Origin of the sequence: Streptomyces sp. NBC_00440, from assembly GCF_036014215.1 — a bacterium.
GTDB lineage: Bacteria > Actinomycetota > Actinomycetes > Streptomycetales > Streptomycetaceae > Streptomyces.
Genome location: NZ_CP107921.1, coordinates 6,462,714 through 6,487,729, shown reverse-complemented (window position 1 = coordinate 6,487,729; position 25,016 = coordinate 6,462,714). Strand labels below are relative to the sequence as shown.

20 protein-coding genes are annotated in these 25,016 nt (G+C 69.9%); 6 read left to right on the top strand and 14 right to left on the bottom strand.

Annotated elements, in window-relative coordinates; translation table 11 throughout:
* Position 1 precedes the first annotated feature (1 nt).
* Together OHB13_RS28910 and OHB13_RS28905 are read left to right on the top strand one after the other, a co-directional pair.
* Complete coding sequence (locus OHB13_RS28910) at positions 2-1,411, top strand: MFS transporter (protein WP_328378999.1); 1,410 nt, start codon at positions 2-4, stop codon at positions 1,409-1,411.
* Positions 1,408-2,601 (top strand): amidohydrolase, encoded by a 1,194-nt coding sequence (locus OHB13_RS28905; RefSeq protein ID WP_328378998.1) that lies wholly within the window; start codon positions 1,408-1,410, stop codon positions 2,599-2,601. Before OHB13_RS28910 ends, OHB13_RS28905 begins: the two co-directional genes overlap by 4 nt.
* A gap of 67 nt (positions 2,602-2,668) precedes the next feature.
* Here OHB13_RS28905 and OHB13_RS28900 read toward each other — a convergent pair whose 3' ends face one another.
* From OHB13_RS28900 to OHB13_RS28850, 11 genes are all read right to left on the bottom strand, one after another.
* A complete protein-coding gene (locus tag OHB13_RS28900; RefSeq protein WP_328378997.1) occupies positions 2,669-3,982 on the bottom strand; it encodes an MFS transporter in 1,314 nt (437 codons plus the stop codon).
* Positions 3,979-5,280, bottom strand: a complete 1,302-nt coding sequence (locus OHB13_RS28895; protein WP_328378996.1) for an ATP-grasp domain-containing protein — start codon at positions 5,278-5,280, stop codon at positions 3,979-3,981. Before OHB13_RS28895 ends, OHB13_RS28900 begins: the two co-directional genes overlap by 4 nt.
* A gap of 35 nt (positions 5,281-5,315) precedes the next feature.
* The gene (gene pssA, locus OHB13_RS28890) at positions 5,316-6,161 is read right to left on the bottom strand and encodes a CDP-diacylglycerol--serine O-phosphatidyltransferase (protein WP_443062977.1); all 846 of its coding nucleotides are present in this window, start codon (positions 6,159-6,161) and stop codon (positions 5,316-5,318) included.
* 138 nt (positions 6,162-6,299) lie between these two features.
* Positions 6,300-7,289, bottom strand: coding sequence for a branched-chain amino acid transaminase (locus OHB13_RS28885; protein WP_328378995.1), 990 nt, complete (start codon positions 7,287-7,289; stop codon positions 6,300-6,302).
* Positions 7,286-7,963: an HAD family hydrolase gene (locus tag OHB13_RS28880; RefSeq protein WP_328378994.1), complete on the bottom strand. Its 678-nt coding sequence runs from the start codon at positions 7,961-7,963 to the stop codon at positions 7,286-7,288. Before OHB13_RS28880 ends, OHB13_RS28885 begins: the two co-directional genes overlap by 4 nt.
* Complete coding sequence (locus OHB13_RS28875; protein WP_266852095.1) at positions 7,960-9,297, bottom strand: D-arabinono-1,4-lactone oxidase; 1,338 nt, start codon at positions 9,295-9,297, stop codon at positions 7,960-7,962. The genes OHB13_RS28880 and OHB13_RS28875 overlap by 4 nt, the downstream gene beginning before the upstream one ends.
* The gene (locus OHB13_RS28870; protein WP_328378993.1) at positions 9,294-10,202 is read right to left on the bottom strand and encodes an SDR family oxidoreductase; all 909 of its coding nucleotides are present in this window, start codon (positions 10,200-10,202) and stop codon (positions 9,294-9,296) included. Before OHB13_RS28870 ends, OHB13_RS28875 begins: the two co-directional genes overlap by 4 nt.
* A gap of 9 nt (positions 10,203-10,211) precedes the next feature.
* Positions 10,212-10,886 (bottom strand): RraA family protein, encoded by a 675-nt coding sequence (locus OHB13_RS28865; RefSeq protein WP_328378992.1) that lies wholly within the window; start codon positions 10,884-10,886, stop codon positions 10,212-10,214.
* Positions 10,887-10,936: 50 nt separating this feature from the next.
* Positions 10,937-12,853 (bottom strand): transketolase C-terminal domain-containing protein, encoded by a 1,917-nt coding sequence (locus tag OHB13_RS28860; protein WP_328378991.1) that lies wholly within the window; start codon positions 12,851-12,853, stop codon positions 10,937-10,939.
* A 34-nt stretch (positions 12,854-12,887) separates the two neighbouring features.
* Positions 12,888-13,697, bottom strand: coding sequence for an SDR family oxidoreductase (locus OHB13_RS28855; protein ID WP_328378990.1), 810 nt, complete (start codon positions 13,695-13,697; stop codon positions 12,888-12,890).
* A 7-nt stretch (positions 13,698-13,704) separates the two neighbouring features.
* Positions 13,705-14,754, bottom strand: coding sequence for an N-acetylneuraminate synthase family protein (locus OHB13_RS28850; protein ID WP_266852102.1), 1,050 nt, complete (start codon positions 14,752-14,754; stop codon positions 13,705-13,707).
* A 402-nt stretch (positions 14,755-15,156) separates the two neighbouring features.
* Between OHB13_RS28850 and OHB13_RS28845 the strand changes: the two genes are divergently transcribed.
* Together OHB13_RS28845 and OHB13_RS28840 are read left to right on the top strand one after the other, a co-directional pair.
* Positions 15,157-16,317: an ATP-grasp domain-containing protein gene (locus OHB13_RS28845; RefSeq protein ID WP_328378989.1), complete on the top strand. Its 1,161-nt coding sequence runs from the start codon at positions 15,157-15,159 to the stop codon at positions 16,315-16,317.
* A complete protein-coding gene (locus tag OHB13_RS28840) occupies positions 16,314-17,585 on the top strand; it encodes an ATP-grasp domain-containing protein (RefSeq protein ID WP_328378988.1) in 1,272 nt (423 codons plus the stop codon). Before OHB13_RS28845 ends, OHB13_RS28840 begins: the two co-directional genes overlap by 4 nt.
* Positions 17,586-17,641: 56 nt before the next feature.
* Here the strand turns inward: OHB13_RS28840 and OHB13_RS28835 are convergent, their stop codons facing one another.
* From OHB13_RS28835 to OHB13_RS28825, 3 genes are all read right to left on the bottom strand, one after another.
* A complete protein-coding gene (locus OHB13_RS28835) occupies positions 17,642-18,487 on the bottom strand; it encodes a hypothetical protein (RefSeq protein ID WP_328378987.1) in 846 nt (281 codons plus the stop codon).
* Positions 18,488-18,854: 367 nt separating this feature from the next.
* Positions 18,855-21,662: a helix-turn-helix transcriptional regulator gene (locus OHB13_RS28830; protein WP_266852109.1), complete on the bottom strand. Its 2,808-nt coding sequence runs from the start codon at positions 21,660-21,662 to the stop codon at positions 18,855-18,857.
* A gap of 116 nt (positions 21,663-21,778) precedes the next feature.
* Positions 21,779-22,579, bottom strand: a complete 801-nt coding sequence (locus OHB13_RS28825; protein WP_328378986.1) for a TetR/AcrR family transcriptional regulator — start codon at positions 22,577-22,579, stop codon at positions 21,779-21,781.
* 82 nt (positions 22,580-22,661) lie between these two features.
* On the opposite strand from OHB13_RS28825, the gene OHB13_RS28820 reads away from it, so the two are divergent.
* The gene (locus OHB13_RS28820) at positions 22,662-22,847 is read left to right on the top strand and encodes a hypothetical protein (RefSeq protein WP_328378985.1); all 186 of its coding nucleotides are present in this window, start codon (positions 22,662-22,664) and stop codon (positions 22,845-22,847) included.
* A gap of 374 nt (positions 22,848-23,221) precedes the next feature.
* Complete coding sequence (locus tag OHB13_RS28815; protein ID WP_266852111.1) at positions 23,222-24,793, top strand: MFS transporter; 1,572 nt, start codon at positions 23,222-23,224, stop codon at positions 24,791-24,793.
* Positions 24,794-25,016: the final 223 nt, after the last annotated feature.

The window sequence follows — 25,016 nt, the reverse complement described above, 5'->3', positions numbered from 1 at the left end:
GATGAGCTCCGGACCCGCCATGCTCGCGACCATGGCGTTCGTGATCCTGCTGAGCGGCATCGCCCAGGGCTATCTGACGCCGCTGCTGCCCGCGGTGGGCCTCAGTCTGCACATCAGCACGGTGGGCCAGAACAACATCTATCTGCTGTCCCAGGTGGCCTTCGCGGTGATGACACCGCTGCTCTCGCGCCTCGGCGACCTGTACGGCCACCGCAGGCTCCTGCGGGTGTCCATCGCGATGGTGGCGGGCGGCTCGCTGCTGATCGCCGTGCATCCGTCCGCCGTGACGCTGGCCGTCGGGGTCGTGCTCCAGGGCGCCGTCGTCGGCTTCTTTCCCCTGCTCGTGGGCATCCTGCGGTCCCGTGCACCCGAGCGGAACCGCAGCGGGATCTCCCTCCTCGTGGGGGTCCTGCTCCTGTCGATCGGTGTGGGGGGCCTGGTGGCGGGCGCGCTCAGCGAGCACCACGCCGAGGCCGGGCTGTGGACGGCCGTTCCGGTCGCCGCCCTCGCCGTGGTGGCCGGAATCGTGCTGCCCCCCAGCGACGCACCGCGCGGCGGCCGCTTCCACTACGGGGCGGCCGTGCTGCTCACCGCGGGTCTGGTGGCGCTCGTCCTGGTCCTCGCGCAGGGCAGTACGTGGGGCTGGGGAGCACCGCGTACGCTCGCTCTCGCCGTCGGAGCGGTCGTCCTCCTCACCGTCTGGGTGGCGGTCGAGCGGCGCTCGGTGAACCCGCTGGTCAGCGTGCGGATGCTGAGCAATCCACGGCTCGCTGTGGTCAGCTGCTTCACCTTCTGCGCCGCCTTCGGCACGATCGGCTTCCTCGGCGCCAACGCCCTCTTCCTGGGCGCTTCGCGGTCCGCGACCGGTTACGGCATGGGTCTGGGGCCGCAGGCCATCGCCACGATCTCGCTCGCCATGGTGACCGTCGGATTCGCCGGATCCGCACTGACCCCGCGCCTCACCCGCCGGCTCGGTGACCGTGCCGTGCTCGCGTCGGCGGGCGGCCTCGTCGCCCTGGGCTTCCTGGGGCTGGTCGTCTTCCACCGCACCCTCACCCAGTACGTGATCTGTGCCCTGGTCGTGGGGCTCGCCACCGGACTGTTCGAGTCGATCACGCGGACGCTCTCCGCCGAGGCCGTCGCGGAGAAGGACACGGCCCTGGCCGTCGGGCTCAACGAACTGGCCCTGTCCCTCGGCGCGGCCATCGGCGCCGCCGTGATCGGCGCGTTCTTCGCGGCCCACATCACGCCCGGCACCACGAACATCGCCGAGTCCGGCTACCTGTGGGGCTGGGGCGCGTGCGCCGTCATCGCCCTCGCCGGCACGGGCCTCGCACTGCGCTACCGCAGCCCGCGCGAGACGGACCCGGCGCACCATCAGCACCTGACCCAGAGCGGAGAGCTCGCATGACGGAGCCCAGCAGCAGTGCGGACATACGCAGGACCGTGACCAAGGCGGTCGGCTCCTGGAGCGGGCAGCTCGTGGACCTCAGCCACGGACTGCACGACGAACCCGAGATCGCGCTCCAGGAGCACCGCGCCGCCGCCAGGATCGGGGACCTGCTGGAGACGGCGGGCTTCACGGTCGCCCGGGGGGTCGCGGACCTCCCCACGGCCCTCGTCGCCACCTGCGGGACCGGGGACCTCGTCATCGGGTTCTGCGCCGAGTACGACGCCCTGCCCGGTATCGGCCACGCCTGCGGGCACAACGTCAACGGAGCATCGGCCGTCGGCGCCGCCCTCGGCCTCGCCGCCGTGGCGGACCAACTCGGCCTGACCGTGAAGCTGATCGGCACACCGGCCGAGGAGGACATCGGCGGGAAGGTCCTCCTCCTCGACGCCGGGGTCTTCGACGACGTGGCCGCGGCGATGATGGTGCACGCCGGCCCGGACGACAGCGTCGGCGCCTCCTCACTGGCCATCGGCTCCTGGGACATCACGTACCGGGGCAAGCCCTCGCACGCCGCGCTCGCACCCTGGGAAGGGATCAACGCCCTCGACGCGATGACCGTCGCGCAGACCGCCGTCGGGCTGCTCCGCCAGCAGTTGCCGCCCGGGGTGGTCGTCCACGGCATCGTCACCGACGGCGGCCGGGCCGTGAACGTCATACCGGACCGCACCGGTGCGCGCTGGGAGGTCAGGGCCCGTACGGTGGAGCAGCTCGCCGAGGCGTGGCAGCGGGTACGTGCCTGCTTCGAGGCCGGCGCCCTCGCCACCGGAGCGGCGCTCCAAGTGAGCCCGCACGGACGGGACTTCGCCGATCTGCGGCAGGACGCCGACCTGACGGACGCGTATGTGGAAGCCCTCGGCGAACTGGGCCGCACGGCGACACCACTGCACGGCGAGTCGATGGCGTCGACCGACATGGGCAACGTCTCGCAGCGCGTCCCCACGATCCACCCGACGATCGGCTACGAGACGGACGGCGCCAGGCAGCACACCCCCGAGTTCACCGCGTACGGCAAGAGCCCCGGCGCCGACCGGGCCGTACTGGACGGCGCCACGGCCCTGGCCCTGACGGGCGCGGCCATGGCGGCGTCCCCGGACCGCCGGAGCCGGCTGCTGGACGGGGTGCGGGAGCGGCAGCGGAGCCGCCGCTGAAACGCGGGACGCTCACCGGGGCCGGATGCGGCCCGTCCCCGCCGGTGGGCGGGGACGGACCGCCCGGTCACCCGACCGCGCTCGACCCGTCGGGCACGACGGCCGTCTCCTCCACGACGGCCGTCACGTCGTTTCCGGCCGCGCGGTCGCCACGGGTGAGCCACCAGGTGGCGCAGCCGCTCGCCAGCACGGCCACCGCGAGCACCAGCCACCCCCAGGACCGGAACGTGATCACGAGGGCGGGCAGTACCGCAGGGCCGATGACGCGTTCCGCCGTGTTGCCCAGGTTGAACGTGGAGAGGTACTGGGAGCGGTTGCCCTCGGGGGCGAGGTCCATCGAAATCTGCCAGGAGGACGCCGCCTGCCACATCTCGGCCACCGTCAGCGCGAGTACACCGGCGATCAGGACCGGGATCGCAGCGGCCGCGTCGTCCCACCACGACGACACCAGGAAGAAGCAGGCCGCCAGCGCGAGCATCGCGGCGGACGCGAACGCGGCCCGGCCCGCCCCGGGGAGGCTGGATATGTGCCGGGTGGCGGGCAGTTGCAGGAGCGAGACGATGACCGTGTTCACGATCAGCGGGACGGCCACGAAGGTGTCGGGAATCCCGGGTGTCGCCAGGATCCAGAGCGGCAGCAGCACATTGAGGGTCGTGACGTGCAGGGTGAGCAGCGAGTTGAGCCCGGTGAAGGCCAGATAACGGCGGTCCCGGAAGGCCCACTTGCGCTTGGTCCGCAGCGGCACCGGCACCGGGTTCGACAGCTTGATCCGCATGAGCAGGCCGGCGCAGAGCACATAGAACAGTGCGATGCCCAGCAGTGTCGCCTTGAAGACCCAGGGCCGGTCCGTCGCGATCGCCAGGCCGGCGACCAGCCCGCCCACCGCGTAACCCACGTTACGGACGGACCGCACGACGGCCATCAGCCGCACCCGGCGGTCGTCACCGGCGACGTCGGCGACGATGGCCTGACTGACACCGCCCGCGGTACGGTCGGCCACCGCGGTCAGCAGGACGACGGCCAGGTAGACGGGGAACGACGTGACGAAGATGTAGCAGGCGAACCCGGCGGCGCGCCACAGGTTGAGCACGATCAGGGTGCGACGCGCTCCGAAGCGGTCGCCGATGACCCCCATCGGAATGGTCAGGACGAACCCGACCGCGCCGGCGAGGGACAGCCCCAGGGCGAACTGAGTGGGTGTGAGGCCGCTGATCCGGGTGAAGAAGATCGCCGCGAGTGCGGCGAACAGGCCGGTGCCCATGGAGTCGGACAGGCAGCTCACGACAAGGGCGCGCTCCGCGGTCGAGCTGCCGCTCACCGCCTCACGGAGTCTGCGCAGCGGCCCCTTCACGGCTTCGGGCGCCGGAGCACCGGCGGTCATGCGGGGCTGCCGGGGACAGCGACCACGAAGCGCAGACCGGCCACCGCCGTGCGCGCTGCCGCCAGGGCCTCCTCGGGCCCTTCGGCGACCACCCACACATGTGCGGGACGGCCACCGGATGAGGTGACCGGTTCCAGCCGGTCGCCGGGTCCGCTGCGCACGACGACGTCGCATATCCCCGGCCGGGTCCTTATCTCATCGGCGCCGAGGACCTCCACTATCTCGCCGGGTGCCTGGGGCGTCGCGTACCAGATCGCGGCGGAGCGGGTGTCGCCCGCGGCCTTCTCCAGCTGGCTGCGGGCCTCACCGAGGGAGGGCAGGCCGATGCTCTGCCGGGCCAGCGCCGCGACGATGTCGACGCCGCGGGCCTCGCGCAGCAGATAGGGGATGCGGTCGCCGCCCTGGCGCAGGTGGGTCTCCACGATCCTGACCGTCTCCCCGGTCACGATGACCTCGGTGTGGCTGGCGCCTTCACGGATGCCCAGTGCGTCCAGGGCCCGTGCGACCGTCGTCACGATCCGGTGCTCGTCGGCCGCGGCGAGCGGCGCCGGGAGTACATGGCCCAGCTCCACGAAGCCGCCGGGCAGGAGGTGCTTCTCCGTGACGCACAGGGCGAGGTGCTCGCCGTTCTCACTGAGGCACTCGACGCTGAACTCCGCGCCCTCGTGGAAGGGTTCGACCAGCACCTCGGTGTGGTGCAGACCGGCCGCGGCCGAGCGGGAGACCGCGAGCAGGCCGTCCAGGCCGTCGGGCCCTTCGAGCCGTACCACTCCGTGGCTGCCGACCCCTTTGCCCGGCTTGCAGATCAGCGGGTAGCCCACCCGGGCGCCGAACTCGGCGATCTCCTCGGCCGTGCCGGCCTCGATGCAGGGGGTGTCGTCGACGCCCGCACCGGCGAGCCGCTCCCGCATCAGCTTCTTGCTGTCGACGGCCCGGACGGTCTGCGGGGTGTGCCAGGACAGTCCGAGCTCCAGCGCGATCTCGGCGGCGGGGGTCTGTCCCGCCTCGCCGTAACAGACCACCCGGTCCACCGGCTCCACCGCGTGCACGAAGCGGGCGGCGGCGACCCACTCGCCGGCCGGGGCGTGCTCGTCCAGGACGACCACCCTGCGATGGTCCTCGGCGCGCCCCGACTTGCGGGCTTCCTGGGGGGTGCACAGGACGCTGGTCCGCAGACCGGGAGAGAGCTCCCTGGCGTACGCCACGATGTCCCGCTCGTCACCGACGACCAGAAGGTGTCCCACCGGCGATGTGACCGGTGAGGGGGCCGGCGGTGGGGTCTGTTCATTCGAAGGCATCTGCGCCGCACTCCAAGAAGGGTCGTATGGGGGCGTCAGGCCGCGCGTCGCTGCCGCACGGCGTTGATCCGACGCATCCCCGCGAAGACTGGCAGGACGGCCGCCACCAGCACCTGCAGGGTGCAGCCGGTGACCATCAGCTTCTCGCCGCCCGCGATACCGGTGGCCCAGGCCACCAGGCACCCGATATTGGCCGATCCCCACACGATGGTGGCGACCGCCAGCTTGCCGGTGGGCTTCGGGTACTCGACCCGGCTCACCATCAGCCAGGCGACGCCCAGGACGGCGAGCAGGGTGGGAACGAACGGCAGTTGAAGCAGAACGATCGAGACGACGGTGAGAGCGGCGAAGGGAATCGGCATCCCCTGGAACATGCCGTCCTGCATCGTGGTGCAGGAGAACCGGGCCAGCCGCAACAGCCCGGCCAGCAGCACCGCGAGGCCGGCCAGGACGACGAGGCCCGGGTAGTCGGTGCCGCTCACCAGCCCCCAGACGACGACGAAGTAGGCCGGCGCGAGACCGAAGCTGATCAGGTCGGAGAGGTTGTCGAGCTCGGCTCCCATGCCGGAGCTGCGGAACCTGCGCGCGACCAGCCCGTCACACAGGTCGAACAGGGAGGCCATCAGCATGAGCAGGACCGCGGTGGCACCGGCCTGGCGTACCTCTCCCACTCCCTGGCCGGGGCCGTCACTGAGGTAGGGGACCAGCACGTTGGTCGTGATGAAGTACACCGAGGCGAAGCCGCAGACCGCGTTGCCGAGGGTCAGCACATCGGCGATCGAAAGCCGCGCAGGGGACACCGCGCTCTGAGCGTTCTCAGCGCTCTCGGCGATCTCCTCCGTTGTCCATGACGCCGGAAGCTCGGAATCGGTAACGCTCAACGGTCTCTCCTTCTGGACACTCTGGCTGTGGGCGAAGCCGACCGCGCGAATGGCCGCAGCCGGGCGGCGGGGCCCGGTGGCCGGACGGTCGAAGACCTGACCGTACAGCCGAGCACCGCCGTCGGCCCAATGCACCGATCAGAACGGGATCTCGGTCAACCAGTCCGCGTGCTGCGGGGATTGACCCCGGACGGCCGCGCCGTACGCCGCGTCCAGCGCGCGCGTCACCCCGCCGGCCGTACCGTCCCCCACCTGGAGTCCGTCCACCCAGGTCACCGGCAGGATCTCCCAGCCGGTGCCCATGAAGAACACCTCGTCGGCCAGATAGAGTTCGGTACGGTCGACCTCGCGCTCCACGACCTCGTGGCCCAGCTCCCGCAGCAGGGTCAGCGAGGTCTCCCGGGTGAGGCTCTCCAGGATTCCGCTGGTCGTCGACGGCGTGATCACCACCCCGTCGCGCACCAGGGCGATGCAGGCGCCGGGCCCCTCACTCACCTTGCTCCGCTCGTTCAGCAGAATCGGCCAGTCGTGTCCGTTCTCCCTCGCCTCGATCATCGCGAGCCGGCCGTTGTGGTAGTTGGAGAAGGCCTTGACCCGCGGAGGCATGGACGACTCGTTGATGCGGGTCCAGGAACTGACCGCGGCCCGGCAGCCCCGCTCGGTGCCCAGGCCGCTCTGGAACGTCCAGCTGTCGACGACCACTTCGCAGCGCACACCCGCCGGGACCATCTGCTCCTGGATGGTGCCCGCCGGGAAGGCCCACGGCCGCAGATACACGTCCTCGCGGTACCGGTTGGCCGCGATGACCTCCAGGACCGCCGCCCGCAACTCCCCCAGGCCGTACGGCAGATCGAGCCGCACGATGCGCGCGGAGTCGTAGAGCCGCTTGAGGTGTTCGTCGAGCCGGAAGACCAGCAGCCTGTCCCCGTCGTGCGAGAGATAGGCCTTGATGCCTTCGAACACCGCCGCGACGGAGGCATGACCCACGGCGTTGACGTGGATGGTCGCCTCCGCCCACGGCACGAGTTCACCGCTGCGCCAGAGCCACTCGGGCCCGCCGCGGTCGGGGCGCACCAGTGAATCCATGATGGACATGGCCGCGCCGGAGATCTCAGTTTCGGTCGTCATACGGATGTCACCTCTTGGTGCTTGGTGGGTGTGAGGTGTTCCAGGCTCGCCAGCACCAGGTCGGCTTCGCCCAGCGTGCGGCGGCTGCCGCGCTCTCCCGGGACCGCCACACAGCGCAGCCCCGCTGCCTTGGCAGCGGCGACGCCCGTGGCGGAGTCCTCCAGGGCGAGGCCGTCCTCCGCCCGGGTGCCGAGCAGCTCAAGTCCTCGCAGATACAGGTCGGGTGCGGGTTTCCGGGCGTGGACCTGGTCGCCCGTGACCACCTGGGCGAACCGGTCGATGACCCCCAGGCGTTCGAGGTGTCCCCGCACCCAGGCGCGGTCGGAGCTGGAGACGACCGCGCACGGGATGCCCTGCCGCCGGGCACCGTCCAGCAGCCGGGCCACTCCCGGCCGCAGCGGTTCGGCGCCGGCGAGCCGTGCCTTGTCCGCGCGCCGCTCCGCCAGTTCCTCCGGGGTGAGCGCCCGGCCCAGCCTCCCGGCCAGGTCGTCGGCGGCGTACGACTCCCCCGAGGCCCGGCCCGTCATCGCCGCCCAGACCTCGTCGGGGAAGACCAGACCGTGCCGCCCGTAGAAGTTCTCCCAGGACAGATGCGCCGCCCGTTCCGTGTCACAGATCAGGCCGTCGAAGTCCAGCAGGAGCGCCTGGGCGGTGAGGGCGCGGACGGCAGTCACCGGCCGGTGCGTGTGCCTCCGAGCACACGCCTCAGGTAGTCGCTGGTGAACAGGGACGACGGGTCGAGTTCGGCGCGGACGTCCTGGAACGTCTTCCAGCCCGGGTAGCGGTCCGCGATGAGCTCGGCCGTCGCCGTGTGGGCCTTGCCCCAGTGCGGGCGGCCTTCGTGCTCCAGCAGCACCGCCTCGAAGGTGCGCAGCAGTTCGGTGTAGCCGACCGTTCGCGGCACGGTGATGTTGACGTAGGCCGTCGTCCGCCCGTGGGCCGGGCTGAGCAGCAGGTCGTCACCGGCGCTGAAGCGGACCGTGACCGAGTACGGGGTGCGCAGACCGAAGGCCTTGACGTCCTCGTGCACATGGCGGACCGCGTCGGTCGCCGAGGTCAGCGGCAGGGCGTATTCCAGGGAGAGGAACTTGACCGGCTGCGGGAAGGTGAACGCGTTGTAGCTCACGTCCACGTAGTCCCCGGGACCGGGTCCGCCGCCGAGCTGGGCGGTCATGATCCGCCGTACGGCGCGCTGGTCGATCCGCCCCACCAGTCCGGCCGTCGTGCAGCGGACCTCGCCGAGGGTGTTCGCCCGGCGGCGGCGCTCGGCGTCCGCCGACGGCGGCGCATCGGTCGGATTCAGCTTCAGGGTCGAGGCGCTGTCGCTCCATCCCTTGAGCGAGAAGGTGGCGTGCTCGGCGCTGCGGGCGTACGCCTCGATGTCCTCCAGAATGCTGTCCAGTGGGCAACTTCCTTCTGTCACACGGAGGTTGTAGCGCGGCACGCACTGGAGGGTGACCGTCGATATGACACCGAGCGCGCCGAGCGAGGTGGCCGCAGCGGCGAACAGCTCGGGGTCCTCGTCCCGGCCGCAGCTGCGGATCGTCCCGTCGGCCGTGACGAGTGTCAGGGCGATGACCTGGCCCGAGAAGGGCCGGTGGCCTATCCCGCTGCCGTGGTTGCCGGTCGAGATGGCGCCGGCGATGGTCTGATATTCGAGGGTTCCCATGTTGGACAGGGCGAGTCCGGCCTTGTCCAGCGCCCAGTTGAGCTCCCTGAGCAGGGTGCCGCCGCGCACGGTGACGGTCGAGGCGGCGGGGTCGAGGGCGACGATGCCGGTGTAGCCGGTCATGTCCAGGACGACGCCACCGGTCGTGACCAGCGGGTTGAACGAGTGGCCGGTGCCGGCGGCGCGCAGGACAAGACCGCGGTCGGCGGCGTAGCGCACGGCGTCGACCAGGTCGCTCTCGTGGGTGGCTCGGATCAGCCGGTCCGGGGTGCAGCGGGCCGAGCGTGCCCAGTTCCGCCAACTGGTCGGGGCTCCGGCGCCCCGGTTGAGCAGGCTCATACGGTCGTCCTCCGGGATTCGGTTTCGCTGCGCAGCACCGCGCAGTGGCGGGCCACGGCGTCCTGCCAGGTCGGCATGGTCACACCGAGCGCGGCCAGCCGGTCGGTGTTGAGTGCCGAGACCTTCGGGCGGCCCCCGACGAAGGTGCAGTCGTCGAACGAGACGGCGGTCGGCGGGTGTTCCGCGTGCAGCTTCGGGTCGTACACGTTGAGAGCGTGCGCCCCGAGTTCGTACCGGGTCGCGCTGTTGCGGTTGGCGACATGCACCGTGCCGACCGGGAACTCGTCCAGGCCGATCAGGTGGATGATCGCCCGCGCCAGGTCCACGGTGTACGTGGGGCGGCTGTACTGGTCGTCGATCAGCTCCTGGCGCTCACCGCGCTCGGCGGACCGGATCGTGGCCAGGACGTCGTCGTTGTTCTCGGCGGCTCCGCCGAAGAGCCAGGAGGTGCGGACCACGAGGTGCTCGGGTACGCGTTCGGCGATCTGCTCACCGGCGAGCTTGGTCAGGCCGTACACGCTCAGCGGGTTGGGTGTGTCGGTCTCCCGGTAGTCGCCCTCCGGTGCGGCGATCCCGTCGAAGACGTAGTCGCTGGAGATGTAGACCATGCGGCTGCCGGCCGCCCGGCAGGCCTCGGCGACCTGGTGCACACCGGCGACGTTCACACGCAGGCCGAGTTCGACGTCGGTCTGGCAGGCGGCCACGATGGATATGGCGGCCAGGTGCAGGACGACGTCGGGACGGAACCCGGCGATGGACTCGGCCACGGCCCGCTCGTCGGCGATGTCGAAGTCGGATACGGAGACGCCGAGTACGGGCCAGTCCGCGGTCCGCGGGTCGGCGGCCAGCTCCTGGGTGACGGCCTTGCCGAGGCTGCCGTCCGCTCCGGTGATGTAGACGCGCATCGTCACTCCTCAGAGGTTTCCGAACTCGGCCCGCAGGTCTGCCGCGGTCGCACCGGAGCTGATCCGGTCGCGGATCTCGTTCTCGCGCGCCGCGACGCCACGGGCGCTCTCCAGTACCTCCTTGGCGGAGCCGGACGGGACGGTCGCGACGCCGTTCTCGTCGGCCACGACGATGTCGCCCGGGAAGATGACCTGTCCGCCGACCGAGACCGGGACGTTGACCTGGACGGGCTCGATGCGGTCGTGTACGGCGCCGGGCGACTGCCGCGGGGAGGTGGTGCGGTACCAGACGGGGAAGCCGATGTCGCGGATCTCGTCGATGTCGCGGGCGGCCCCGTCGATGATGGCTCCGGCGATGCCGAACTTGTGGGAGACCGTGGCGGTCAGACCGCCCCACATGGCGGTGGTCGCCAGACCGTGGCAGGCCATCACGATGACGTCGCCGGGCTGGGCGCGGGACAGGATGGGCAGCGTGTTGACCCAGTCGTCGATCGACAGGTTGATGGTGAACGCCGGACCGGCGATCTTCTGGTCGTTCCGGACGACCTGGAAGCCGCCCATGGCGCCGGCGCGGCGCTGCGCGTCGGTCACCACACAGCTGGGGCTGTACTCGGCGAGCAACTCGCGGAAGCCATCGGTGATTTCCTGGCTCGGCCGGACGAGTTCGTTGTAGACGGTGTCCATACGGTGCTCCTGTTTCGGAAGGTGTGGTTTGCGGGTCGGGCCCGGGCGGTTCAGCTGCCCGTGGCCGGCCGGATGCGGTCCTGGATCCGCGCGGCGAGCCGCTCCGCGCTGAGGCCGTGGGCGTCGAGCACCTCGGCCTCGGTGCCGCACAGCGGTACATCGGTCAGGCCGATCCCGGTGAAGGACGCGACCCTCTCGGTGCCGAGCTCCAGCAGGGCCCTGGCCAGCAGGTCCGCCTGCCCGCCGTGGGTGTAGTGGTTCTCCACGACGAACAGGTCGTCGGTGTCGGCCGCCAGGGCGGAGAGCCATCCGCTGTCGACCCGGTTCAGCCAGGGCAGCGCGACGACGGTCAGGTCCACTCCGTCGGCGGCGAGCAGGTCGGCTGCGCGCAGCAGCTGGGTCAGGACCACCGGTCCCGAGCCGATGGCCACGGTCCTGCCGCCGGCGCGTACCACCCGGCCGTGTCCGGTGGCCAGCGGCTCCGCGCCCAGGGCCTCTGCCTCGTCGGGCACCGGGGTGCTGACGAGCCGGAGATACACGCTCGCATCGGTCTCGGCACAGAACCCGACCGCGGCACGGGCCTCGGCGGAGTTGGCAGGCTCCAGCACGACCAGGCCCGGGATGGCGCCCACGGCGCTGACGTCCCGGACGGCCTGGTGGGAGTGGCCGGGGCCGGCCGGCAGCAGGCCCGCGAGGGAGCCGACGTAGACCACCTTCCGGTGCTCCGACGCGTTGGTGTACATCTGCTCGTTCGGGCGTGCGTGCAGGAAGCACGAGAAGGAGTGCACGAAGGGCAGCAGGCCGCGCGAGGCGAGGCCGCCGGCCATCGACACCATGTCCTGCTCCGCGATGCCGCACTCGACGAAGCGCTCCGGCAGTGTCTCGGAGAACGGGATGAGGCCGGTGTCGAGCACCAGGTCCGCGTCGAGCGCGACGATGCGCTCGTCCGTCCGTGCGCGCTCGGCGAGCGCGCGCCCGTACACCTCGGGCAGCCGCGGCCCGGTGGCCTTGGCGGGCGGAGCCGTGTCCGCGTGCGAGAAGGTGAGCGGGGCAAGACCGTGGCGGGCCAGCAGGGTGTCGACGGCGGTGGTGAGTTCCCGGTGTGCGCCGAGGTAGTCATCAGCGGCCGGGGCTCCGCTGTGGAAGCGGTAGCGCCATTCGTCGTCGGGCATCGAGGTGGCGGCGAAGGTGGCGCAGCCGGCGCCCTTCACGGTGTCCGCGATGATCACGGCGGGCTTGCCCGCGTGCTCCTTCTCACGGAGCCGGAACGCCTCGTCGAGTTCGTGTGCGTCGTTGCCGTCGCAGCGGAGCACGCCCCAGCCGAAGGCGGCGAACTTCGCCTCGATGTCGCCGAGATCGCTCACATGGGCGACCCAGGTGTCGGACTGGATCTTGTTGTGGTCGACGATGACCGTCAGCTCGCCGAGGCCCCGGTGGACCGCGCCCGCCAGCGCCTCCCAGTTCTGCCCCTCCTGGAGCTCGCCGTCGCCGGTCAGTACGTAGACACGCCGGTTCACGCCGGTGAGGCGGTTGGCCAGGATCATGCCCTTGGCCTTGGAGATCCCCATGCCGAGTGAGCCGCTGTTGGCGTGCATGTGCGGGATGGAGACGTCCGGGTGACCGGGCAGCCCGCCGAGCCGGCGCAGCTGGTGGAGCTTCTCCTGCGGCAGTGCTCCGAGGGCGATCAGGGCCGAGTAGAGGCCGGGTGCGTCATGGCCCTTGGACGAGAAGTAGATGTCGCCGTCCCCGGCGAACGGCGAGCGCATTTCCTCCAGCAGCAGCCAGGCGACGGTGTCGGCCGCGCTGAAGCTGGATCCGATGTGCCCGGATCCGGCGCGCATGATGCTGTACAGCGTGTTGATGCGGGCCGCGTCGGCGAAGGCCTTGTTGCGGTCGTGCCGGTCGGGGATGCCGTCGAGAATGCGGGTGAACTCGTCGGCGGGCAGCCAGGCGAGAGAGGTGTTCATGGGTTCTCCAGAAGTAGGCGGGGCGGGCTGCGCCTCACCAGCTGACGTAACCGCCGTCCACGAGCAGCTCGGTGCCCGTGACATAGCTGCTCATACCGGAGGCGAGGAAGAGCAGCGGTCCGGTCAGGTCCGCCGCCTCAGCCATCCTGCGGAGGGGGACGCGCTCGCCGAACTTGCGGCGGAACTCTCCGTCCTGATTACCACTCACACCGCCGGGCGAGAGCGTGTTGACGCGTACGCCCACCGGTCCCCACAGCGCCGCGAGGTACCGGGTGAGGGCGGCCGCTGCCGCCTTGGACATCCCGTAGGCCGGCGGCTTGAGGAACGGCGGATCCTGCGGCAGGTGCTCGTACAGGCGCGGATCGGGCGCCATCGACCCGTACAGGGAACCGATGTTGACGATCGACCCGGCGCCGTTGCGGGCCATCTCGGATCCGAAGACCTGACAGACCCGCAGGACTCCCAGGGCGTTGACGTCCAGTACGGCTGCGGACACGTCGGCCGGGATGTCCCCGAAGAGCCAGCTGCCGCCGGTGGCCGACGGTGGCTGGTCGATACCCGCGTTGTTGACGAGGATCGTGGGCGTACCGGCTATGGCCTGACATGACGTCAGTGCCGATGTGAGGCTGCCGGTGTCGGTGACGTCCGCCGCCACGAGGTGGAAGTGCCGCTCATCATGACGGCTCGTCACATCCTTGAGCGCGTCGGGCAGTACGGTCGTCCGGTCCAGGCCGACCACCTGAGCGCCCGCGCCCAGGAGTGCGTCCGTCCAGATCGCTCCGAGCTTGCCCAGGACACCGGTGACGACCGCGACCTGTCCGGTGAGATCGATGTGCGCGTTCACGGCGCCGTCAGCCGAGGTTGCTGAGCTGAATGCTGTCGTCCGCGGCCAGCGGCTCCAGCAGGGTACGGCCGACCAACTCACCCAGCAGGTACGGCCGCAGGCCGTCACCGGGCGACTTGATGGCGATGCTGTCCGTGGTCAGCGTCTCACCGGCGCGCAGGTCGCGTGCGGCGACCAGTTTCTTGGCCATCTTGTGCAGGGCCGGCTGCTCGACCGGCAGCACCTGCTTGACCGGGTCGCCCAGCGAACGGCGGGTCCGCTCCAGGCCGTCCACCAGCACGCGCAAGTGGTCGGCCTCCAGCGAGAAGTGGTGGTCGCTGCCCGGCATGGTGCGGTCCAGGGTGACGTGCTTCTCGACGACACGTGCGCCGAGCGCGTACGCGATGACGCTGGACTCCGTCTCGACGTCGTGGCCCGACAGGCCGACGACGACATCCGGGAACTCCTCGCGGAAGGTGCTGATGACCGAGAGGTTCAGCACGTCCGGGGTGGCCGGGTAGGCAGCGGTGCACTGGAGCACGGCCAGCTGGGAGTTGAGCGGCAGGACGGTGTCCACGGCGCGGCGCACGTCCTCCATGGCCGCGCCACCCGTGCTGATGACCAGCGGGATGCCGGTCTTCGCCGCGTAGGCGAGCAAGGGGGTGTTCGTCAGGTCGCCCGAGGCCATCTTGATGGCGGGCATGCCCAGTTCGGCGAGGAAATCGACGCTTTCGAAGTCGAACGCGGTCGAGAAGAAGGCAATGCCGGTCTCGGCGGCCACACCGGCGAGGTGCCGGTACTCCTTCTCGCCGAATTCCACCGCTTCGCGGTGCTCACCGTAGGTCGCGCCATAGCTGTTGCGACCGGTGTAGGGGCTGTTGTACATCGCCTTGGTGAACAGCGCCTTGTTATTGCGCTTCTGGAGCTTCGCAGCGTGCGCGCCGGACTTCGCGGCCATACGCACGAGTTCTTCCGCCAACCCGAGATCGCCACCGTGATTGTGGCCGATCTCGGCTATGACATACGCATCCGTACTGTCAGTGATGGTGGAGTTGCCGATAGTTATACTGCGCGCCATTTTTGCGTTCCCCCCGCTTATGCGCAATCCCCTGTTAAATCCCCCAGCAGGCGGCTCGGCATACCGGCCAGCATCGCCCCCGAGGTGATTGACCTTCAGAACGCTAGCATGGTCTGATGCCGAAGGCACCTGTGAAAGATGCCCCAACGCCCCTGCAATCAGGGCGTATTGTCGGAAGACGTCGCATGTACGGACCGCAGGCGGAAGGCCTGCGATGGTCGCGGCTCTGCTTTCCCGTTACCTCATCCTGGCGCGGCCTTCAACGGCACGGCCCTTCAACGAATTGAGAGACATACCACGGTGAGCATCCTCCTCCTGCACACACGGAACCTCAGTCGGCGCAAGCATCTGGCTCAGGTACGGCGCTACGCACTGGAGCACGGTGAGCGTCTCCTGATGGTCATGAAGAATCCGACGTGGGAGGCCGACTTCGTCGACCGGGTGGTCGAGGCCGACACGGCCGATCTCCAGGAGACCCTGGACGCCGCCCGCCGGCTCGCCGCGGATGAGACCGAACCCATCCGCGGTGTGCTGACGTTCGTGGAGCAGAGCGTCCCCGCGGCCGCCGCCGTCGCCGCCGAACTCGACCTGCCATCGGTGGGCGAACAGGCCGCCTACCTGGCCCGGGACAAGTTCGCCATGCGTACCGCGTTCGGCGCGGCGCAGCTGGGTCAGCCCGGCTTCGCGCTGGCCCGCGACCTGGCCGAGGCGCGCGAAGCGGCCGCCCTGGTCGGCTACCCCCTGGTCCTCAAGCCGCTCATCGGCGGCGGCAGCAAGTACGTACGGCGGGTGGATGACGACGCCGGGCTCGCGGAGCACTTCGACTCCATCCAGCGCGGGGCGTGGACGGGCTTCACCCATGACCCGCTGCATGTGAGTACCCGTCAGGAGTACGGCGAGGCCATCCTTCTGGAGGGCTATGTCCCCGGCTCCGAAATCAGTGTCGAATCCATCGTGGTCGGCGGGCGGACACATGTGGTGGCGATCCATGACAAGCCGCTGCCCATGGAAGGGCCCTTCTTCGAAGAGGTCTACTACACAACTCCTACACGCCTTCCGCAGGAGCTTGTGGATCGCATCACAGCGGCGACTGCGACAGCTCACCGCGCGCTCGGAATCGATACCGGGGCCACACATACGGAGTTCCGGATCACCGCGGAGGGCGATCTCCGCATTCTGGAAACGGCGGGACGTCTGGGGGGCGGGCCCGTATATCAGTCCGTACTCCTCAGCACGGGTATCGACATGGTCGACGCCCTGCTCGACGTGAGCACGGGGCGCGAAGCCGACCTCGTTCCGCCCCAGCCCGCGAAGCCCACCGGCTTCTATCTGTTCTTCGCGGAACGGGCGGGTGAACTGACGGGTGTGCACGGTATGGACAAGGTCGCCGACGACGAACGCGTCGCGGAAGTGGTGATGTACGGGGAGCCGGGCGACAAGGTCCTCGTACCGCCCCATGCTTCGGCCGCGCACGGACACGTTCTGTTCTCCGACGAGACCGCCGAGGCCGTGGAAGCCGGATTCCGTGAATTCCGCGACATAATCTCTGTGGAGGTCTCGTGAGATTCCTCGTACTCAACAGAACACCCCTCTCCGGCCGCCGGTTCCCGGAGTGGATCGGTGACCGGCACGAGGCGGTGCTGCTCACGGACGCGGCAGCGGTCTCGGCGGCCCCCGCGGTCCGTGCGAAGCAGCTCGCCGGTTACGCGCACGTGGAGATCGCACCCGACTTCCACTTCAACCCGCTCATGGAGCAGCACGCCCTGGAGCTGCACCGGGAGACGCCCTTCGACCGGGTGATCGCCCTGTCGGAGTTCGACATCCTGCGGGCCGCCCGCCTGCGCGGGCTGCTCGGGGTGCCGGGTCAGGACAGCGAGAGCGCGAGCGCGTTCCGCGACAAGCTCCGGATGAAGCAGCTGCTGGAGAAGTCCGGTGTGCCGGTGGCCCCTTACGCCCCGGTGTGCCATCTGGACGATCTGCTCGGTTTCGTCGCGGAGCACGGTTTCCCGGTAGTCGTGAAGCCCCGGCGGGGCGGCGGCTCCATGGGGGTCCGGGTCATCCGGGACACGGACGGTCTGCGGGCCCTGCTCGCGGACCACCGCGAGCTGGGCACGGACGACGGTGCGCAGTTGCTGGCCGAGCGGTACATCGAGCACGAGCTGTTCCATGTCGACGGCATCGTCACGGACGGCGTGCCGAGGCTGATGTGGCCCTCCACCCAGGGGGACACCTCGTGCCTGGACATCATGGCGGGGAAGCCGCTGCACAGCGCCCTGCTGGATGCCGGTGATCCGCTGCGGGAGCCGCTGGTGGCCATCACCCGTGAGGCCCTGGCCGCGCTGCCCTCTCCCGGGACGTTCATGTTCCACGCCGAGGTCTTCCGGGACACGGCGGGGCGGCTCGTGTTCAACGAGGTGGCGAGCCGTATGGGCGGCGGCATGATCGAGCAGGTTCTGCAGCTCGGCTTCGGCGTCACCCTGCCCGAGGTCTATGTGCGGTCCCTGGCCGGCAACGCGGTGCCGCAGATCCCGGCCGTCCCGCAGCGGATCGCCGGGCTGTCCCTCTTCCCGCCCCGTCCGGGCACGCTGGTGGAGATCCCCGGCGAGTGCCCGGTGCCCGGGATCACCGCCTACCACCGGCATGCGGAGGCGGGGACGGTTCTCGGGACCGCTCGGACCAGCGTGGAGAAGATCGGTTCCGTGCTGGCCACCGGAGACTCACGGGCCGAGGTGGAAGCCTCGCTCGCGGCAGCTCTGGACTGGTTCGAGCGTTCCACGGTGATCCGTACGCCGGAGGACGAGCTCGCCGCGACGGCGGTCCCCGCGGTCTGAACACGGCAGCGCCCCGGCCTCCGGGCCGGGGTGCTGCCGTGGGGGGCCTTCATGGGTCAGGCGTCCGAACTGCCCAGCAGTTCCGACGCCATACGGGCGACGGTCGTGCTCCTGAGGACCTCGGCATGCCGGTCCTCGAAGAGGATCTCCCTGCCGACGAGTGCCGCGTCCGGCAGCAGCAGCACGGACCGGGTGCGGTTCAGTCCGCTGTCGGGGCTGGACGAGCAGAGCGCCGTCCCGGCCGACCACAGCGGAACCACGTTGACCGCGTCCGCGATGGCCAGCGACGAGAGCCGCGCGGTCGCCAGGCCGAGTGCCTGGCCTGCCATCCCCGCCACGGAGCCGACCCGCTCCGGCTCATCGCCGATGGCCTGGCTGAGGACCCCGTGGAGTCCGATGGCCAGCGCCCCGGCGTCGTCATCGGCCCCGGCGTCGGCCAGCAGGGCCGCGCTCTCGCGCTCCAGCCGCTCCAGGGCCCGGCCGGTGAGGCTGTGGGACACGGTGGAGACCAGTCGGCGGAACTCGTCCACGACAGTGCCGGAATCGACGAGTTCAGGGTCGAACAGCAGGACCTCCGGGGTGCGCCCCTGGTCCCTGCCGACCCCGTCGGCGATGGCTCCGGCGAAGATGCCGCCCACCCCGTAGCCGAGTACGGCGCGCACCCGCAGACCAGCGGCGCGTACTTCATCGGTCCAGGGTGCGATGTACTCGTCGAGGCACGTGCCGCGAGGGTGGGTCCGGTCGCTCTCCGTGGCCCGCCAGACGGTGTGCCGGGTGTCCAGAAGCGGAATCAGCTCCCGGAAGTCGGAAGGGGCCGGACCGCGGGGAGGGGTGTCGACCGCGAGAATCAGTTCTCCGGAATCCCCGGAGCGCAGCTCTTCCCAATGTGCAAGACCGCGCATGGCACCCTCCACGTGGCGAGAAATGTTGTGGTGCGTGAGTCCGTCTGTGACACCTGTGCCGTCAGCACCGACGACCGGCCCGGAGTGCAGGGTTTGCGGGGGATGGATGACCCCGCCGCTCCGGACCGACCGGCGGGAGAGCGGCTCATGTCATCCGGGGATGTCATGGGGCCGCTCTCTTCGTGGACGGCCGGGACCACACGCACATGTCCCTCGGGGGGCCCGGGGCGGGACACTGATGCGCTGTTCGGCCGTTCCTCGCCTCCTACGGTATGGACGGGACCACTCCGCCCATACCCCTAGTGGCCCCTAGCCCTGGCGTGTCCTGCCCTGTCGTGTCTGCCGTGTCGTGTCCTGCCCTGTCCGGTCACATGGACTGCAGCTGGGGCAGCGGGAGGAAGGTGGGCAGCGCCCGCCTGCTGTTCACCCCGAGCTTCCGGTATACGCGCGTCAGGTGCTGTTCCACGGTGCTCACCGTGATGAAGAGCCGGCGGCTTATCTCGCGGTTGCTGAATCCCTTCGCTGCCAGCACGGCGACCCGCTCCTCCGCCTCGCTGAGCGTCACCGCGTCCGGGCAGGCGCCCGTTCCCTCGCTCGGCGGCGCCTGGTCCGGCTCCTGCGCGGGTGGCGCCGTGCGCTGGGCCGGCAGCACCGGCGCGGGCCTGAGGCCCGATTCGCAGATCTTCGTCTCCTGGACCGCCCGCCAGGCCGTCACCCTTGCCTCGTCGAATTCCCCGACGCTCCGGTGTGCCTCGCTGAGGTCCGCCAGCGAGCGGGCCAGCTCCATCCGGTCGCCGGAGAGCTGGAGCAGGTCGACCGACTGGCGCAGCAGCCTGGTGCGCTGCATCAGATCGCTGCTCCCGGCGAGCAGCCGCAGCGCCACGCCCTGGGTGTGCATGTCCACGCCCTGGGGCCTGTTGAGTTCCTGCTTGACGAGGTCCTGGGCCACCTTCGTACGGCCGAGCTGCATATTGGCCTCGGCGAGGCCGTTGCGCCACGGTACGAGTTCGGAGACGTCCAGGTCGTGGTCGTAGGCCAGCCGGCCGCAGGTCTGGAAGTCCTTGACGGCGGCCAGGACCCGGTCGGTCGCCAGGTAGTAGTGGCCTCGCGCGTTCAGGAAGCGCAGCCCCCAGACGGTGGTGGGCGCTGCCTCCGAGGTCATCTGACGAACCGATTCCTCCGCGGCCTCGTACATGTGGAGGCCCGTCTGGGCCCGGATCAGGGTACTCAGGGGGTATCCGAGCATCACCCCCCAGCTCTGCGCCGGCAGCAGGGCGAGCGCCGCCGATGCGTGCGTGGCGGCGCCACTGAGATCACCTCTGCGCAGCGCGATGTCGGCCCGGACGGCGCCCAGCGCGGCCTGCCAGGTCAGTCCGCCGCGGCGGACCGCCTCCGCGTACAGGGCCTCACAGCGCTCGGACGCACGGTTCAGCTGGTTGCCGCACAGCAGCGTGAGCAGTGCGGCGATGACGACCTCCAGCAGGGTCTCGCCGAGCCGGCAGCTCTCCAGGATGTGTACGGCGCTGGACAGGGCGGCCCTCGCCGCGGCCGAACCGGGCCCGCCGGACACCGATTTGACCGCCCGGGTCCACGGGTCCTCCTCGCATTCGGGGTTGCCGCCGTCGGAGCGGCATGCGGTGTGCCCGGACGCCGATCCGTAGAACCACCGGTAGATGAGGACGAGTTCGGCCTCGGTGTACTCGTTCCGGGGGCCTTCGAGCGTCATGTACGCCTCGTTGGCGGTCCGCGCTGTCTCCAGGTCTCCCTGCCAGAGCGACTGCCGCAGGAGCGAGACGGCGTCCTGCTTGGTCACCTTGCCCTCGTGCATCGCCTGCCGGGCACACGCGTGGTACCGGTCGGCGGCGGCCGGATCGCGCTGCCAGACAGCGCGGGCGAGCCCCCTGCGCAGTTCGCGCCGCTCTTCCGCCGAGGTGCAGGCGGTGACCGCCAACTCCAGGCATTCGATGACGAGATCGACGTCGTCGTCCGCCTGGGCCCAGACAGCGGCGCTCCGCAGGACCGGGACCGTCCAGTCCCCGACGGCTCTGCCCGACGCGATGACATGCCCCGCGACGGTCACCGGGTCGGCGCCGCCGTTCTGCAGCAGTTGGGCGCTCACCCCGTGCATCCGGGCCCGTTCGACGGTGTCGAGTGTGCCCAGCACGGCGGTCTGGGCCGCGCCGTGCCGGAACCGGGCGCCGTCCAGCAGGCCGGCCGCCGACAGCACTTGGATCACCTGCTCGGCGCTTTCCACCGGGAGCGAGAGCAACTGCCCCACCAGCGGCGCCGATGCCTCCTTGCCCAGTACGGCGAGCCCCTGGGCCACCCGCAGCAGCCGGGTGTCCCAGCGGTAGAGGCAGGTGAGCACCGCCTGGGCGAAGGCGGGACCGGCGACCTGCTCGGCGAATCCCTCCTCGTCCCCCTCACTCCCCGGGCTGCCCGGCCCGGCGTACAGGTCCTCCAGCACAGCCCGGACCAGCAGCGGGTTGCCCGAGGTGAAGCGGTGGAGATCCGGGGCGTAGCGCTCGGCGCTCTGCGGTTCCGTCTCCTGCGCCATCAGCGCGGACACCTCCGCGACCGTCAGCGGCGTGAGCCGCAGCCGCCGGTGCGGCTGCTGGGTGATCTCGGCGTGGAAGCGCGAGAGTGCCGGGTGCGCCCAGCTCCATTCGGTGAGCACGATCATCACCTGGGCCGAGGCCATGCGACGGCGCAGGTGGAGGATGAGGTGGAGCGAGAGCCCGTCCACGAACTGGATGTCGTCGATGCTGATGACCAGCGGCTGTTTGCGGGACAGCTCCAGCAGTTCGAGGCAGATCGCGTGGATGATCCGCGCGTCCTCCTGGCTGAGATCCGGGCCATCCGGGCTGGACCCCCTGGTGAGGGAGTCCGACTGAAGTACCCGGGCGATCCGTTCGGCCGTCTCCGGCGGGATCTCGGCGCTGCGGAACAGCTGGTCGATCACGCCTACCGGGAAGGCCGACTCCGCGCGGGAGCCGGTGGCCGCGAGATGGAGTGCGCCGGTCTTTTTCACCTCTCTCGAAAATTCGTACATCAAGTGGGTCTTTCCGCTCGCCAAACCGCCTGTGATCAGGGCGAGTTGCCCTGATCCGCCAGCGCATTCAGCGAACTGACCCCTAAGATTTTCCAGCGCTCCACGGTGTGCGATTTGCACCATGTTCCGCCGCCCCCTGATATCTGCAAAGATGAAGAAAAATGATGGGGCTTCACGCCCCGGCGTCATCGGTCGCGCCTAGCAGAAATAGCACGCCGTAAAGACTGACCAGAAAAAAGCTACCGGCAGCGAGCCTTCACTCCGTTGAGCACCAAGTGGGTGATCTCCCGGAGTTCGGACTGCAACTGCGCGTCGGCGCCCGAGCGGCACCATCGATAGAGCGAGCCCAGGTAGACGTCGTGCAGTACGTTGCCGACCTGCGCGACATCGATGTCCTGGGAGAACTCGCCGCAGGCCTTTCCCCGCGCCACCACATCGGCGAACAGCTCCGCCGTGAAGGGCTCTTCCGAGAGCGGGTATCCGGCCTTCACCCATGCCTTGATCATGGCCTGGGTGCATTCACCGTCGTTCTCGTTCATCTTACCGAGGGCGACCAGACAGCCCGACAGCCTCTGTTCGGCGTCACGTTCGCCATCGGCCATATTGACCTCCTCGATACAGTCCCTCAATCTCGCCCGTCTTCGCTCTCCCCATTCGACAATCAGATCCTCCTTGCGGTGGAAGTGATTGAAAAAGGTGCCGCGTGCGACATCGGCACGCGTGGTGATCGCTTCGATCGACGTGCCCTCGTAACCATTTTCGGCGAACAGCGCGATGGCCGCTTCGTAGAGTTTCGCCCTGACCTGCCGCTTGTTGCGCTCGCGGCGGCCGCCGGTCGCGACGCGCCCGTCAGCTGTCTGTTCGTGGTCCACCGTGTCTCCTCGTCCCTGTGGGGTCGTCTCCGCGTCCGAGTCACGTGCATGGGTGCCGCCCTGCCCGGTGGGCAGGCAGTCGGTCCAGACATTCGGGGTGGTGTGCGCGGCGACGAGTGAGGACGGGCGGGCGGTGGCGACCACCACGCCGGGGCCGCGCAGGTACAAGTACAGGGGAGAGCCGTCCGGCGGTGACCGCCCGGATGCGGGCTCCGGTCGAGCCCCGGGTGCTGCGCCCGCTCAACGGGCGGTGCTGATCGGCGTATTCGGCGATGACCCGGCCCACCCACACTCCGGAGCGGCCGGCGGCCACGCCGCCCGGGCCGATCCGGGCGTCTTCGAGGGCTCCCCGCGCGGCCGGGTCCTGTTCGGCGCGCAGCGGACGCTGTCGCGGATCCATGACCTCGGCCCCGGCTATGCCGTTGGCCCCCGGTAACCGGCCGCCCATCCCGATGGCAGCGACCTGCCGGCGCGCATCACTGAGCCAATCCCCCATGCCCGACGCATCCCTTCGACTTCCCCGTAGGCCCCACCGGGGCCCATCGCCGATATCCGTAGCGGGTGTTACTGCGCGAAACCTCTACTTGAGTCCAAACATAGCCCTCGGTCCACGAGAGGCACCACACCCACCTCAGGGCCACCGGCCGTCACAGGGCGTTGGACTGCTTCAGGGCAGACCGCTCAGGGGTCGAGGTCACGGATCAAAAGTTGGACTGGGGGTGACGCACTTGATGCTCACTAGAGTAGCCAGTACGCTGAGCGTATGCGATACGCTTTAGCGTGCGGCGTACACACCGAAAAGGGAGAGCGATGAACACCAATGCCAAGGCAGGGACCAAGGAGTGGGTGGGCCTCGCGGTCCTCACGCTCGGGTCGCTGTTGATCATGCTGGACATCGGCGTGCTCAACTTCGCCGTACCGGCCATGAGTGCCGATCTCCGCCCCAGCGCCCCCGAGTTGCTGTGGATCATGGATGTCTACCCGTTCGCACTCGCCGGGTTGCTCATTCCGATGGGGTGGGTGGGCGACAAGATCGGCCGGCGCAAGCTCCTGATCATCGGTGCGCTGCTGTTCGGTGTCGCCTCGGCCTGCGCGGCCATGGCGACCACCCCCGAAGCCCTGATCGCCTCCCGGGCCCTGCTCGGTGTGGCGGCCGCGCCGGTGACACCCACCGTGCTCGGAATGATCCGCGTCATGTTCAACGACGCCGACCAGCGCAAGACCGCCATCGCGGCCTGGACCGGCGTGCTCACCAGCAGCACCGCGTTCGGCCCCATCATCGGCGGCCTGCTGCTCAACCACTTCTGGTGGGGCTCGGTCTTCCTCATCAACATCCCGATCATGGTCCTGCTGGTGGTGCTCGCGCCGTTCCTGCTCCCCGAGCACAGCGACCCGTCGCGCGGCAAGCTGGACGCGATCGGCGCCGTGCTCTCCTTCGCGGCGATCCTCACGGTGGTGTACGGCGTCAAGGAATTCGCCGTGAACGGCTACAGCCTCACCTCGGTGATCAGCATCGCGGCCGGGCTCGTTCTGGGCTTCGCCTTCGTACAGCGCCAGCGCACGGCGGCCAGCCCGCTGCTCGATCTGGAACTCTTCCGCTACCGGGCGTTCAGCGGTTCGGTGACGATCACCCTGATCGTCCACGGCACGCTCATCGGCATCAACCTGCTGGTCAACCAGTACATGATGTCCGTCCTGGGGATGCGCCCCTTCACCGCGGCCCTGTGGTCGCTCGCGGCGTTCCCCGTGGTCGCCATGGCCGCGCCGATCACGGCCAAGTACTCACGCCGCGTTCGCCCGGGCAATTTCCTCGCCTGCGGCATGGTGGTCATGGCGGTGGGCTGCGGGGTGCTGTTCTTCGTCCGGATGGACTCCCATGTGCTGTTCGTCATGGCGGGTGTCGCCCTCATCGCAGCCGGCCTGCTGATGGTGAAGGCACTGGTCGCGGACATCGTCCTGACCGCCGCACCGCCCGAGCGCGCCAGCTCGTCCGCGGCTGTGTCGGAGACCGCCAACGAGCTGGGCAACGCCCTCGGCTTCGCCACCTTCGGCACCATCGGCCTGGCCGTGTTCCACCACCAGATGGCCGGTGTGCACCCCTCCGGCCTGTCCAGCAGCGATCTCGACGCGGCCCGGGGCAGTATCGGCGGCACCACCGCGGCGGCCGGCCGGCTGACGGGCGGGACCGCCGACAGTCTGCTGCACGCCGGCCGTGAAGCCTTCACCCACGGTCTCAACCTGGCGGCGCTGACGGCTGTGGGCGTCCTCGGGGTGGCCGCCGTGATCATGGCGGTCGTGCTGCGCAAGGAGCCGATCCCCGCTCCCGCACCGGCCGAGCCGGCCGAGAGCACGCCTCCCCGGGTGGCGGATCCCGCGCGGTGAGGGTCAGCTCAGCTCCGGCAGCGTCCCGTCCACGACCGGACGGGACGCTGCCGGACAGGTACATTTCAGCCAAGAACGATGGACAATGCAGACTGGACTCACGTGGGGCGGGAGGCCTGCGAGGGCCGCGCCGCCTCCGTGCGGTCGTCCGCACCATCACCTTCCATCCCTCCCCCTCGAAGGCGAGCATCAGGTGAGCACCGTAGACAAAGGGAGCGCCCTC

What these genes read in the sequence shown, in the direction of transcription:
- OHB13_RS28910 (WP_328378999.1), top strand. Translation starts at nt 2, where the DNA reads ATGAGCTCCGGACCCGCCATGCTCGCGACCATGGCGTTCGTGATCCTG.
- OHB13_RS28905 (WP_328378998.1), top strand. Translation starts at nt 1,408, where the DNA reads ATGACGGAGCCCAGCAGCAGTGCGGACATACGCAGGACCGTGACCAAG.
- OHB13_RS28900 (WP_328378997.1), bottom strand. Translation starts at nt 3,982, where the DNA reads ATGACCGCCGGTGCTCCGGCGCCCGAAGCCGTGAAGGGGCCGCTGCGC.
- OHB13_RS28895 (WP_328378996.1), bottom strand. Translation starts at nt 5,280, where the DNA reads ATGCCTTCGAATGAACAGACCCCACCGCCGGCCCCCTCACCGGTCACA.
- OHB13_RS28885 (WP_328378995.1), bottom strand. Translation starts at nt 7,289, where the DNA reads ATGACGACCGAAACTGAGATCTCCGGCGCGGCCATGTCCATCATGGAT.
- OHB13_RS28875 (WP_266852095.1), bottom strand. Translation starts at nt 9,297, where the DNA reads ATGAGCCTGCTCAACCGGGGCGCCGGAGCCCCGACCAGTTGGCGGAAC.
- OHB13_RS28870 (WP_328378993.1), bottom strand. Translation starts at nt 10,202, where the DNA reads ATGCGCGTCTACATCACCGGAGCGGACGGCAGCCTCGGCAAGGCCGTC.
- OHB13_RS28865 (WP_328378992.1), bottom strand. Translation starts at nt 10,886, where the DNA reads ATGGACACCGTCTACAACGAACTCGTCCGGCCGAGCCAGGAAATCACC.
- OHB13_RS28860 (WP_328378991.1), bottom strand. Translation starts at nt 12,853, where the DNA reads ATGAACACCTCTCTCGCCTGGCTGCCCGCCGACGAGTTCACCCGCATT.
- OHB13_RS28850 (WP_266852102.1), bottom strand. Translation starts at nt 14,754, where the DNA reads ATGGCGCGCAGTATAACTATCGGCAACTCCACCATCACTGACAGTACG.
- OHB13_RS28845 (WP_328378989.1), top strand. Translation starts at nt 15,157, where the DNA reads ATGAAGAATCCGACGTGGGAGGCCGACTTCGTCGACCGGGTGGTCGAG.
- OHB13_RS28835 (WP_328378987.1), bottom strand. Translation starts at nt 18,487, where the DNA reads ATGCGCGGTCTTGCACATTGGGAAGAGCTGCGCTCCGGGGATTCCGGA.
- OHB13_RS28830 (WP_266852109.1), bottom strand. Translation starts at nt 21,662, where the DNA reads ATGGTGCAAATCGCACACCGTGGAGCGCTGGAAAATCTTAGGGGTCAG.
- OHB13_RS28815 (WP_266852111.1), top strand. Translation starts at nt 23,222, where the DNA reads ATGAACACCAATGCCAAGGCAGGGACCAAGGAGTGGGTGGGCCTCGCG.